The sequence below is a fragment of the Nostoc sp. genome, assembly GCF_036917635.1.
In the GTDB taxonomy this organism is placed as follows: Bacteria; Cyanobacteriota; Cyanobacteriia; order Cyanobacteriales; family Nostocaceae; genus Nostoc.
In genome coordinates, this window is the sequence record NZ_JBALCW010000040.1 from 13,901 (window position 1) to 27,346 (window position 13,446).

At 43.2% G+C, this 13,446-nt stretch carries 9 protein-coding genes; 5 read left to right on the top strand and 4 right to left on the bottom strand.

Annotated elements, in window-relative coordinates:
* The first annotated feature begins 108 nt into the window (after positions 1-108).
* From V7K32_RS10970 to V7K32_RS10985, 4 genes are all read left to right on the top strand, one after another.
* Positions 109-1,878: a pentapeptide repeat-containing protein gene (locus V7K32_RS10970; RefSeq protein WP_334993022.1), complete on the top strand. Its 1,770-nt coding sequence runs from the start codon at positions 109-111 to the stop codon at positions 1,876-1,878.
* A 678-nt stretch (positions 1,879-2,556) separates the two neighbouring features.
* A complete protein-coding gene (locus tag V7K32_RS10975) occupies positions 2,557-3,627 on the top strand; it encodes an LOG family protein (RefSeq protein ID WP_334993024.1) in 1,071 nt (356 codons plus the stop codon).
* A gap of 435 nt (positions 3,628-4,062) precedes the next feature.
* The gene (locus V7K32_RS10980; protein WP_334993026.1) at positions 4,063-5,385 is read left to right on the top strand and encodes a D-alanyl-D-alanine carboxypeptidase; all 1,323 of its coding nucleotides are present in this window, start codon (positions 4,063-4,065) and stop codon (positions 5,383-5,385) included.
* 268 nt (positions 5,386-5,653) lie between these two features.
* Positions 5,654-6,871 (top strand): HhoA/HhoB/HtrA family serine endopeptidase, encoded by a 1,218-nt coding sequence (locus tag V7K32_RS10985; protein WP_334993028.1) that lies wholly within the window; start codon positions 5,654-5,656, stop codon positions 6,869-6,871.
* 325 nt (positions 6,872-7,196) lie between these two features.
* Here the strand turns inward: V7K32_RS10985 and V7K32_RS10990 are convergent, their stop codons facing one another.
* The 3 genes from V7K32_RS10990 to V7K32_RS11000 form a co-directional block, all read right to left on the bottom strand.
* The gene (locus V7K32_RS10990; RefSeq protein ID WP_334993030.1) at positions 7,197-8,099 is read right to left on the bottom strand and encodes an MBL fold metallo-hydrolase; all 903 of its coding nucleotides are present in this window, start codon (positions 8,097-8,099) and stop codon (positions 7,197-7,199) included.
* Between the two features lie 11 nt (positions 8,100-8,110).
* Positions 8,111-8,494 carry an aspartate 1-decarboxylase gene (panD, locus tag V7K32_RS10995; protein WP_334993033.1) on the bottom strand — a complete coding sequence of 128 codons (384 nt, stop codon included), beginning with the start codon at positions 8,492-8,494 and terminating at the stop codon, positions 8,111-8,113.
* 155 nt (positions 8,495-8,649) lie between these two features.
* Complete coding sequence (locus tag V7K32_RS11000; protein ID WP_334878123.1) at positions 8,650-9,162, bottom strand: inorganic diphosphatase; 513 nt, start codon at positions 9,160-9,162, stop codon at positions 8,650-8,652.
* 610 nt (positions 9,163-9,772) lie between these two features.
* Here V7K32_RS11000 and V7K32_RS11005 point away from each other — a divergent pair.
* Positions 9,773-12,364, top strand: a complete 2,592-nt coding sequence (locus V7K32_RS11005; protein WP_334993157.1) for a chloride channel protein — start codon at positions 9,773-9,775, stop codon at positions 12,362-12,364.
* 511 nt (positions 12,365-12,875) lie between these two features.
* Here V7K32_RS11005 and V7K32_RS11010 read toward each other — a convergent pair.
* A complete protein-coding gene (locus V7K32_RS11010) occupies positions 12,876-13,055 on the bottom strand; it encodes a hypothetical protein (RefSeq protein WP_334993035.1) in 180 nt (59 codons plus the stop codon).
* Between the last annotated feature and the right edge of the window lie 391 nt (positions 13,056-13,446).

The window sequence follows — 13,446 nt, forward strand, 5'->3', positions numbered from 1 at the left end:
TATTTATTGATACTATTAAATTTTGGCAATGGCAAGCAAACTACCATAGAGAAATTTTTAATTCAGAATTATCAAAACAGTAATTTAAATGTAACAACGGACACAGAAATGTCAACATATTTATCTCAAGTTTGGCAACTGCTGAGAAATTATGTGAGGGATATAAGGTTAGAAGAGATGCCAAAGGCCACATCTGTAAAAACCGAAGCAGTTTTACCTCTAAGAAAAAGTATTAAAGAACCATATAAAAGCGTTAAATTTGGTCAAGATAATTTACAGGAAGATTTATGGTTTAAAAGACTGCAAGAAAGCTTAGAAAAATGGGCAATACCAAAGGGCGGTTTGACTTCTAAAATCGGTAATCAGACATCAGGAACACTACCTTCTGGGTTCTCTTTTAGAGTGTGCGATCGCCAGATGCATGAAGAGATTTATGATTTACTGGGCAATGGAGCGCTAAAACCAGAAATAGTTAACCAAGTAATGGAATTGGTTGTGACTGCTCAAAAAATTTGCCCAGAACTGCTTTTTTGGCGGCTAGAAGATTTTTATCATCGCTGGTGTCAGGGAGAATTTATCGATGCGACACCAGATGATAACCTACCTCAGAAAACAATGTTAGAATTGAGGGCGCAAAATATTGCGATCGGGCTGAGACAAGTTGACATATATACAGGGCTAAACGTACTAATTTTACTGTTAGAGTTACACCGCTACGCCCAAGCGCGAGATGAACTCAAACAAAAAATCACCTTCTATCCATCTGCTCAACCAGACACAGACAATTTTTTCACATCCCAACTGCTGCGGATCATCAACTATAGCAATGCCCTAGAAATTGGCAATTTTAGCACTATAGTCGGGCAATTTCTTAGAGGCGGTAACTTTAAGAGTGCTTACCTGGGCGATGCTAACCTCACTGGGGCAGACTTTAGGGGTGCTGACCTGGGCCAAGCTTATCTCGGCGATGCCAACTTAACTGGCGTAAACTTCAGTGGTGCAAACCTTAGCGGTGCTAACCTCGGCGATGCCAACCTCAGTGGTGCAAACCTTAGCGGTGCAAACCTTAGTGGTGCTGACCTCAGCAGCACCAACCTTAGTGGTGCAAACCTAAGCTGTGCCAACCTTAGCCGCGCCGACCTCAATCGCGCCGACCTCAGCAGCGCCGACCTCAGCCGCGCCGACCTCAGCCGCGCCGACCTCAATCGCGCCGACCTCAGCAACACTAACTTTAGCCATGCCGACCTAAGTAATGCCATCCTTTTCGGTGCAAATCTAAGTGAAGCCAACCTTGGCAGCACCAACCTTAACCATGCTGACCTCTGTCGTGCTGACCTCAGTGGTGCTGATTTGAGTCACGCCATCCTCAACGGTACTAACCTTAGTGACACAATTCTTTTCAGTACTAACCTTAGTGATGCCATTCTCATGGCTGCTGACCTCAGCTATGCCAAACTTAACGGTGCCAAGCTTAACAACGCCAGACTCAACGGTGCAATGTTCTTAGGCGCAGACCTCAGTGGTGTAGACCTGAGTCGGGTAATCCTCAACGAAGCCGACCTCAGTGGGGTGATTCTTAGCGAAGCCGATCTCACTGGTGCCGACCTAAGCGACGCTATGCTTTTCGGTACAGACTTTAGCTATGCCAACCTTAACAGTGCTAACCTCAGTGGCAGTAACCTCAGTGGTGCTATCCTCAATGGTGCGGATCTCAGCCACAGTAACCTAAGTTACGCCATTCTCGGTGGTGCTGACCTCAGCGACGCCAATATGGAAAAAATGACCTGGGGTAAAAAGCAGCAGTGGGAAGGTGTGCGGGGATTAGAGACAGCAGTTAATGTGCCTCCGGCGTTGAAGGAAGAATTGGGATTGAATTGAGATGAGGGGGGAATGAGGGGAAAGGTAAAACCCAAGCTTTGAACCTGACAATTCAGGTTATGTGGAAAAGCTAACCATTAAGGGACTGACAAGAAATAAATTATCCAATCTTGTGGGGTGGGCAACATAAGCGCCTTTGGCTACTGGGCGCTCGTGTCGCCCACCCCACAATATAAATAGTTGGATATTTTTTTATTTGGAAGTCCCTAACCCCCTTCCCGACGCTCTAAGGGGGAATTTCAAAGTTCTCTCTCCTTAAAGGAAGAGAGAAATAAAAGTGAGGTTTTCCAGATGACCTGAATTGTCAGGCTTTGAACACCAACTTTCGAGTTCCGAACACGACTTACCGAGTTCTGAACACCAACTTCGGAGTTCCGAACACCAACTTTCGAGTTCCGAACACCAACTTTCGAGTTCCGAACACCAACTTTCAAATTCCGAACACGACTTTCCGAGTTCTGAACACGACTTTCCGAGTTCTGAACACAACTTTCCGAGTTCCGAACACCACCTTCCGAGTTCCAATCTCAAAAGATGGGGATCTCAGTTTGAGTAATGACCAAATATTACCTCAAAGCCAGTTTTAAGTATGCTAACTCTACATAAGAGGGGTATATCTCCCTTGCTAGAGTGTGAGTAGTTCACGTAAAATATAGTGCCATTGTTGCAGCAGTTCTCATGACCTCATCTGCGTCGTTTGACACATTAGAGTCTTTACAGGCGGATATCGCTGAATTAATCGCTCGTTTACCGACATTAAAAAATCGGCAATTTATTCAGCAAGCACTTGCTACTATTGTTCGTCTAGCTGATACCGAAATTGAACGTCTCGATTGGAAAATTTTATCGGCTGCATTAGCAGATATGGAGCGCGGTTTCGAGCTTTTCTATGATTACCGACACGTTCGCAAAGTCACCATCTTTGGTTCTGCTCGTCTAGCTCCAGATACACCAGAATACCAAATGGCCGTTGAGTTTGGTCGTGCTGTTTCTCAATTGGGATTTATGGTGATGACCGGCGGTGGCGGTGGAATCATGCAGGCGGGTCATGAAGGGGCTGGGCGAGAAAATTCCTTTGGATTAAACATTCAGTTACCCTTTGAACAGGAAGCGAACCCTTTTATAGAAGGTGATCCCAAGCTAGTTCACTTCAAATATTTCTTTACCCGCAAGCTGTTTCTCCTGAAAGAAAGTGATGCTGTAGCCTTGTTTCCGGGAGGCTTTGGCACTCAAGATGAAGCTTTTGAATGCATGACATTAAGCCAGACTGGTAAATTTGGCCCTGTACCTCTAGTTTTAATCGATCGCCCTGGTGGTGATTACTGGCGGTGTTGGAGCGAATATGTTGATAAGCAACTAGTGCAAAATCGTCTTGTCAGTCCTGAAGACCCCAGTCTTTACACGGTGACAGATAACTTGGATGTGGCTTGTAATGCCATTACACGTTTTTACCAGGTTTATCACTCCTGTCGATATGTAGCTGGTAAGTTAGTCATCCGTCTGAAGACAGATATATCAGAGGCTGAGGTAGAGCAACTTAATGCTAATTTCAGTGACATTATTATTCAAGGACGGATTGAAAAAAGTCAGGCTTTACCTCAAGAAGCACAAGATGAAACTATTGAACTACCGCGACTCATTTTGTATTTCAATCAACGCGACTTGGGGCGCTTGTATCAGATGATTGCCACAATTAACCAGATGGGTACTCCTTCAGCAGAGGATGCAGCGCATCCAGAAAGAAAGTAGGTATTAAATAATTCGGAATTCGTAATTATATTCGCGGAATGCTTTGTGCTACGCTAACGTAATTTTCGGGTTTGAGTCTTGTACTAAATTCTCAAATCGCTGGTCTATAATTAGTCGGGGTATGAATCCTTAAGTAATTCAATTACGAATTACGAATTATTTTAATGAGATGCGATCGCTTCATCCCTATCCATAAACTTTTGTCATAACTAATTCAGATCATTGCCTCAGCTAGAGATTTTTTATTCCCATGCGGCTATCTTCATGAGGAATAGGTTATTTTGGCATTGTAAAAGGAGCCGCGAAAATAATATGATTCATCCTACTTACAGATGAGAGAAATAGCAGTTATTATGACTCAATACTGATTATTGTAAAAAAGCTTGTATATTAACACAGTAAACACTATCTCACATCCTAACAGAGGAATAAAATATGCTGGAATTATTGGGTTCAGGTTTGGTGTCGCTCTGGCTAGAGATGGCCGGGGTACAACTCAAACCTCTAAATGCCTTAGACGCTTTGACTTGGCAAAGTACCCCTGGCTTGGTTCTTGGCCCCGATCCTAATCCAACTGGTGCTACTACGGTGCAGGAATATTTGAAACAGCTAATAACATCGAAACTGATAGCGCAAAATCTAGCCCAGAGTCAGGGAATTTGGATGCAGTCGGGGCCGATGCTGATGGCAAATCACCAAGGTACAACACCTCTGCCAGCCGCCTCTTTAACCAAAATTGCTACTTCATTAGTTGCTTTGAAAACCTGGGGGCCAGACTACCAATTTGATACCTTAGTCAGTGGCAGTGGCCCAGTGGTAAATGGGGTTTTGCAAGGCGATTTGGTGATTACTGGTGGTGGCGATCCGATGTTTGTTTACGAAGAAGCGATCGCTCTTGGTAATACTCTCAATAAAATGGGCATCAAGCAGGTAAAGGGAAATTTGATCGTTAATGGCAATTTTGCTATGAATTTCCAACGTCAGCCGATGCTAGCAGGTGTGATGCTTAAGCAAATACTAAATAGTGCGACTTGGGGCCGCCCCGCTATTTATACACACTCAATCATGCCCAAGGGAACCCCCAAGCCTCAAGTTCTCATTGCTGGTGCGGTGAAAGTTGAGGCGCAACCAAACCTAAGACAGATTTTGTTACTGCGTCATCGCTCATTGCCTTTGAAGCAACTACTTAAGGAAATGAACATTTACAGTAACAACGATATGGCAGAAATGTTGGCAAACTCAGTGGGAGGAGCGGCTGTAGTGCAGTCAACTGCTGCTAACCTTGCGAGAGTGCCACAAGTGGAAATTCAGTTAATCAATGGTTCTGGATTGGGGCCCCAAAATCGGATTTCACCGAGGGCTGTTTGTGCCATGCTGATGGCTATTCAAATCGAGGCATCTGCCCACCAACTGAATCTCGCTGACTTGTTCCCCATGTCTGGATTTGATCATCGCGGGACACTACACACCAGACACATTCCCCTTGCTACTGTGATTAAAACTGGTACTCTCCGCGATGTCAGCGCCTTAGCGGGAGTTATGCCCACACGCGATCGCGGTTTGGTTTGGTTTGCTATTATTAACCGGGGGACAAATGTCTGGGGTTTGCGGGCTGGACAAGACCAGCTATTGCAAAGTGTTGTAAAGCAATTACAATTACCTCTAACCGTTCCTATTGCCCTCACTCCCCACTCAGCCATCAACTCTTTACCCCAGCTAGGCGCAGAGAGTCGGAATGAAATTTTATATAAAAGTTAGTTCATCCATAGTTCACCGTTAGAACAGAGAGTAAGTCTGTCTTACTTGGCAATCCAAAAGTTTTCTTAATGGGTAAAAACCGAACTTGTAAAGGCTAAATGTCCATAATAGCTTTTGGGTTAAATTTTCCATTAAGTTGAGTATAGGTAGTTCGCAAAATGCCCTAAGCCCATTATTGGGAAAGCAGGCGAAACCTGAAACTAAAAATAACTGTAAATAGATTTGTCACGACTAAGCAACAATTAAGCTTATAAATTAGGTTAAGATTATGCGATTTCTCAAATTACCCAGGTCTTTACGTCAACTCAGTAATCATGTTTTAGCGATCGCGTTAGGAGTTCTGCTAACCGTTTGCACATTGCAGGTGTTACCCTCCCAAGCCGAACCAGCACCCCCAGTAACTGTTGATACTTCACAACTGACTGTCCAACGGCAATCATCAGCCACTGGTGCGATCGGTAGCAGTAGCTTTGTCACAGCAGCAGTGAATCGTGTTGGTACAGCAGTCGTCCGCATTGATACTGAGCGCACAATTACTCGTCGCGTTGATCCATTTTCGGAAGACCCTTTTTTCCGGCGGTTTTTTGGTGACGGTTTCTCTCAACAAATGCCACCTTCTGAGCAATTACGCGGTTTAGGCTCAGGTTTCATTATTGACAAGAGCGGGTTAGTTATGACTAATGCTCATGTGGTCGATAAAGCTGATAAAGTAACAGTCCGACTCAAAGATGGCCGCACTTTTGAAGGGAAAGTTCAAGGTATTGATGAAGTGACAGATTTGGCAGTAGTCAAAATTAACGCTGGTAACGATTTACCAGTCGCCCCCTTGGGTTCTTCCAGTAATGTCCAAGTAGGAGACTGGGCGATCGCAGTTGGTAATCCTTTAGGATTTGATAATACCGTTACCTTGGGAATTGTCAGTACCCTGAAACGTTCTAGCGCCCAAGTTGGCATTAGTGATAAACGCTTAGATTTCATTCAGACAGACGCTGCTATTAACCCTGGTAACTCTGGCGGGCCACTATTGAATGGTCAAGGTGAAGTGATTGGTATTAACACAGCCATTCGCCCTGACGCGATGGGTATTGGGTTTGCCATTCCTATTGATAAAGCTAAAGCGATCGCAGCCCAATTGCAACGTGATGGCAAAGTTGCTCATCCCTATTTGGGTGTGCAAATGCTAACTTTGACACCCGATCTTGCCAAGGAAAATAACGCCGATCCCAACTCTCCGATTCAGATACCAGAAATTAATGGTGTTTTTGTGATGCGAGTTGTTCCCAATTCTCCAGCTGCATCTGCGGGTATCCGGCGCGGGGATGTAATTCTGCAAGTTGATGGTAAAGCTATTACCAGTGCTGAACAATTGCAGAACTTTGTAGAAGACAGTCGTCTTGGTCAAGTATTACAGGTAAAAGTGCAACGGGGTGAGCAGATACAGCAGCTTTCAATCCGCACAGCCGAGTTGCAAAATGCTTCTTCTTAGAGGATGTTTTAAAAGTGGTGGCTGAGGTATCCAAAACTTTAGATCCTCCTAAATCTTCCGATAAATTGGAGAACTTTGATAAGATTATTCCCCCCAATTTATCGGGGGGCTAGGGGGGATCTTGATACAACTGTAGACTTTACAAACATCCTCTTAGAAGGCAATATTTCTTAGTACGTTTTGTATCAAAATTAGATCCGCTTAGTTATATGACGACAAAGTTAATAAACTTGATCATGCATCCCGATGTCGAGCAAAACAATAGCTTCATCAAAGTCCTCACGCATGGCTCCACCACCGATTTAAAAGTGCCAACTAGTTCAAATCACTTACCAACGGCTAAAACTAGACCTTCATGGGCTAGTATTGCTAGAGGAAAGACAGATTTAACATCAACTTGAACCTGGTCAAGAAAATCATCATGGTCATCTGGGTGATGATGAGAAATAGCTAGCCGTTTAACGCTAGCATTTAGAGCCGCATTCGCCGCAGCTTGCCAGAGTAAATCAGCAGAATCATGGTTGTGAGATGTCGGCGGAGTGTAAGTGCCATTGGCAATCAGCAAATCAACGCCTTTAATAAACTCTAAAATCCGCTCTCGCTCAACTTGATCGGCATTCGGGTGCAAATCCGTGACGTAGGCAACACTATACTCTTGCCAAGTGACTCGGTAGCCAACTGACCTCTGAGTTTGATTAATTAATGCAGTTGTAATGGTGACATCATCTAGCTTCACGTCACTCTCTGGAGTCAGATTGTAAAACTGCAATTCCGACTGCATTACCTGTAAAGGGTAAGGAAAGTGTGGCTGGAGCATCTGATCGTACAGACATTGTTTGATTGAGGCTCCATTTGATGCAGCTGTGCCGTAAATATGGAAGCAATTTTCCCCAATAAATGCGGGAGCAAAAAAGGGAAACCCTTGAATTCTATTTGATTGGCAGTTGGTAAAAAATAAATGGGCTTCTAGTGGCTGTTGCACTTCTTGCCAAGTTTTACCCAGTATGCGTAAGCCAGTACCGCCATCAAAAATCAAGCGTTTTCCAGCTACATGTATTTCTACACAAGCGGTATTACCACCATAACGACAGGTATAGCTACTTGGAGTGGGAATCAAACCTCTTACACCCCAAAATTGCACGAGAAATTCACCTCCTGGGCTACTTAGCAGGGTAGATGACTTTTCTTTTATGTAGCTCTGGGAATCCGACAACTCAAAATATGACATTTTCCTTGAAATTAGACCTTACTGAGCAGATCATCGTAGTGCCGCACTTCTAAGAGCCTGTTTTTTTCGTCCACAATGACTACCGTAGGAGAGTAACTTTTTAACTCTTCTAGATTGAACTGCCCGTAAGTCATTATAATCAAGCGATCGCCAATAATGCCTAGACGTGCCGCACCCCCATTTAGCTCAATTATTCCTGAATGGGCTGGAGCCGGGATCGCATAAGTAATAAAGCGCTGACCGTTGGCATTATTAACTACTTGCACCTGCTCATAGGGTAAAATGCCAGCTTTTTCTAAAAGCATTTCATCGATGCTGATACTACCCACATAGTTGATATTCGCCCCTGTGAGGGTGCAGTTATGAATTTTTGCCAGAAGGAGAGTGCGCTGCATTTGGGTTTGGGTTGGTGGCAGTTTTTACAATCCGTAACAAAGGAAAGTTATTAAAATGTGAAGTTAGGAGTGAGGAGTTAGGAGTAAGAAATAAAAATTCATAACTCTTAACTCCTAACTTTTAACTCCTAACTTTTAACTCCTAACTCTTTGTATTATCCTCTATAAGCTTTGATGGATTTTTCGACTATTGCTGCAACTTTGTCTACATCTTGCCAACCGAGAATTTCAGTCACCTTTTTTTCCAAATTTTTATAACTACGGAAAAATTCGGCAATTTCATCTAAGCGGTGTGGCGCTAAGTCATTCAGGGATTTGACCTGAGTGTAGCGCGGATCTTTGTCAGGAACACAAAGGATCTTTTCATCGCGATCGCCCCCGTCAATCATTTCCAAGAAGCCAATCGGTCGTGCGGCAATCACACAGCCTGGAAAGGTTGGCTCGTCAATTATGACCATACCATCTAGGGGATCGCCATCATCAGCCAATGTATTGGGTACAAAGCCATAGTCATAAGGATATTGTACCGAGGAATAAAGTACTCGGTCTAAAGCAAAAGCTTCTAGTTCCTTGTCGTATTCGTATTTATTTTTACTTTTGCCAGTAATTTCAATCAGAACGTTGATTAGACCGGGTTTGGGTTGGGCAGGAATACGAGATAAGTCCACAAAAAACTCCTCTGATAACAATAAATCATGGGGACACTCAGTCAGTTTCGCTCCCCGTGTAGAATTTTAGGGCAATATGGATCTCTCTCTGCTAAGTTTTTGTACAAAAACAGTCAACAAAGCGGGAGGCTGGCCAATGGCTATCGTCAGTCCTATTTGCCAAAAATAGAAAGGTAAAACCAGAGATATTACCTTCAATAGCATCTTTAATAGTCATGTATCCCTATTTCGTCCAACAGGAAATCACAAAAATAATTACCTAATTTTCAAATCCAGATAAGTTAAAGATTTCAACATTTTATTACTAACAAAATATGGCAAATATTTTGAAATGTCCAGAGAAAAATCACGTCGCTTTTTTAGAAAACAATTCAGAAACGACTTCACAACGGCAACAAAAGGGCAATAGCAGCATCCCACTTTTGTAAAATCTAACAATCTTGCGTCATTGCGAGGAGGGACGACGAAACTGCTACTGCATATATCTATCTTTAGGCATAGAAAAATTCTATTCTGATTTCATTTTTTTGTGAAACGCTATGAATAGGGTGAACGGTAAGACATTTCGACATTTATATACCTTCATTGATCACAAGTGATTGCTAAAAATATGTTAGCCAGGGGTAAAATTCTCTGGTTGAGGCTTTCCCGTCAGATGCTTCGGCCTAGGCGGTTGGCTTTCGTAGAAGCTTGCCTGATTGGTCTAGTTTCTGGGGTAGCGGCAGTTCTGTTAGGACAAACAGTGGATTGGGCAGGCGCATGGCGAGTACATATTTCTTATTTGTGGCCTGCCTACATAGTGCTACCAGGTATTGGACTGGTAGGAGGAGTTTTAGCTGGTTGGCTAGTAGAGCGCTTTGCACCTGAAGCATCAGGTAGTGGGATGTCTGAAGTCAAAGCTGTATTAGCTCGCGTGCCGATGCCGTTAAATCTACGGATTGCTTTGGTCAAGTTGATCAGCGCTACATTAGTGTTGGGTTGTGGAATGCCTTTGGGACGGGAAGGGCCAACTGTCCAAATTGGCGCAGCTTTGGCAAATCAACTTAGTAACTGGGTACCGACTTCACCGGAGCATCGTCGCCAACTGATCGCCGCAGGTGCTGGGGCTGGGTTAGCTGCGGCTTTTAATGCACCGATCGCAGGTGTCCTTTTTGTAGTAGAAGAATTACTGCAAGATGTATCAGGTATTACTCTTGGCACTGCGATTTTGGCTTCTTTCATCGCTTCAGTCATCTCCCGGCTCTATGGTAGTCACAGCCTGGATCTGAATCATCTGAATTTAGGTTTGCCAGATACAACTTTCTTCGCTCAGGAAATCCCTTTCTATTTGATTTTGGGAGTGCTGGCGGGACTACTAGGCATTCTGTTTAATAAAGGTATTCTTGCCAGTCTGGCAATTAACCGCCGCCTGCTACGCCTGAGTTTACCCTGGCGAATTGGAATTGCTGGGTTAGTCAGTGGTGTTGCGATCGCTTTATTACCTGTTACCTTTCGGGATCATGCTGGGCTGAGAGAAATTTTGCTTGTGGGTAGTGCTAACTGGTCATTTGCAGCGATCGCTCTTTTAGTTCAGTTTACCTTAATTATTTTTACCTACGGCTCTGGAGCGCCAGGGGGTTTACTAGTTCCTACCTTGGTCTTGGGATCTGCCCTTGGTTACTTAGTGGGTGCTGTTGAACACAGTTTACTAGGAATGAGCGCTGCAACAATCTATGCTCATGTGGGGATGGCTGCTTTTTTTAGCGCCGTCTCTAAGGTGCCAATTACAGCAGTTGTGATTGTCTTTGAGATGACAACAGATTTCAATCTAGTGCTACCGCTAATGATTGCGTCTGTGGTTGCCTATTTAGTAGCAGAAAAAATTGATCGGCGATCGCTCTACGACCTTCTACTAGAGTGGAAAGGGATTCACATCACTAAAGAGCCAAGTACAGAGGGGCTTTTCGCACAACTGAGTGCCGTAGATGTGATGCAACGGCGTGTGGAAACTCTTTCTAGCCAAATGAACACTGATGAAGCAGTACAGGCGTTTTCCCTCTCTCACCATCGCAACTTTCCAGTTTTAGAGAATGGGAGAGTTGTTGGCATTGTGACTCAGAAAGATTTAGTTAATATTGCTTCAGAACAGTTAGGTAAAGATACAACTATCAGCCAGATTATGACACCAGAGCCAGTGACAGTAAGCCCCACTGCTACATTAGCTCATGTCTTGCATATACTGAATCGTTATCACCTAAGCTGCTTACCTGTTACAGAAGGTCGCAAGCTTATAGGAATTATTACTCGTAGTGATATTATCCGTGTAGAAGCAGAGCGACTGAGTGGTAATAGCCAACAAATAGAACCCAAATCAGCACCTTCTTATGTAGTCTACCAAACTCGCGCTCCGGCTACAGGCAAAGGACGGTTACTACTACCACTTTCACATCCGCAGACAGCCGAAACTTTATTGGAAATGGCAGTTGCGATCGCCAAAGATCGCAATTACGAAATAGAATGCCTACAAGTAATTATCGTTCCATCTGGCCGCATCCCCTCGGAAACACCAGTGCAAATCAGCAAAAGTCTTGAACTTTTGCAACAGGCAATATTATTAGGAGAGAAATCGCGGATTCCCGTTCACACCCAGATTCGAGTTACCCATAATGTCGCTGAGGCAATTTTAGAGACTGTCAAAGATCGACACATTGACTTGGTGCTGATGGGATGGAAAGGCAGTACATCAACTCCTGGTAGAGTTTTTAGCCGAGTGGTGGATACGGTAATTCGACAGGCCGGTTGTGATATTATCCTGGCTAAATTGAATGATAAAAGAGCCTTTGACCGTTGGTTGCTGCCAATGGCAGGCGGCCCTAACTCCAGCCAAGCAATTAAGTTATTGCCTGCTCTTGCTTCTCTAAGTACATCACCCCAAATTAAACTATGTCAGGTTTTCCAGCCTACTGACTCTATTACTGACACAAAATTACTAGATAAATCTGTTCACTTTCTCCAACGCCGAGTTAGTGGTAAAGTGATCGCTACTCCAGTTCGTGCCAATTCTGTTTCTGAGGCTGTCCTTAAGTGTGCAGAACTTGACAATAGTGATGTGATTGTTCTGGGAGCTAGTCGTGAAACTTTACTGCAACAAGTAATTCAAGGAAATATTGCAGAGAATATTTCTCGCAAAAGTAATTGTACAGTTATCATGGTCAAAACTTAATTATGCAGGCGTAATCGTAAGTTTAAGGTATTAAGAATTGCCTTTCAAATCACCCTCTCTACTGCCTGATTTTTAAATAAGTAAGTAGGTTGACAAGATAAAATCAAACTATGTAACGAAAAGTAAAATCTCTGTATTTGGCTCGTAGTCGCGCTTTAGCGCTAAAGCGCAACTACGAGCCAGTGATGATTATTTGCGCCCACTTACTTACCCTTGAAAGACCTGCTCCCTCATTTCTGGCACTCCTATTGATATGGAAAAAGCGTTGCGAAGTAACTTTGCAACGCTTTTTCTCAGAGGGTATTATTCTCTCCCACCTTTGATTGCTGTTGGAGGGATTTATTTTTGCTCGTACTTTGTCAAGACAACTAAAATCTGGAGTCAGACAATACAGATTTCAGCTTATTCCTGATGAACTAGATCAAAATCTAGAGAGATTTTCTCAATATTACTTTTCTCCTTTTTTGTAGCTTTCCTGCTGGTGAAATGCTACTGGAAAGTTTTATCAATCTTAACTTCCTTTGAAATTTTGAACCAAGGGTTGCTGGTTGATTTGAACATTACTTGAAGAATAGTGGGCAATGACAAACACGGGTAGGGTGAGAGTCAACATAGCGATCGCAGTTCCCACAATGTCTGCCAAACGTTGGGAATATGTATCGGTATTGGCAGACTGACTATTTGAATTCATACAAAATTGGCGTTTTTCGGATCACTGTGTAGGTCTACTCTCTGAGCGAGAGTCTTAATGATATTTTAGCTATTTTTAAAATGTAAAATGTCTAGCATTCTACAATCTAAACCAGTTTTACAACTGTCATAATAGCATTTTTATACATGGACTTCTTAATACAAAGTTACAAGTAAACAAATCATGTTTTATTTTGTAATTAATATTTTCAGATGTTTCCCTGTATGGTGTAACGGTTCGCATACGCAAAGCCAACTTTAACAGCATCATAAATTACATTTTTTCGCTGCTTCAAGATTAATTAGCAAAATGTATTTGTTTGATACTTCATGATTATAACATTCTACAAAGCCTTTGATAAGGTCATTTTATGGGAATTCTTAATTTGTGA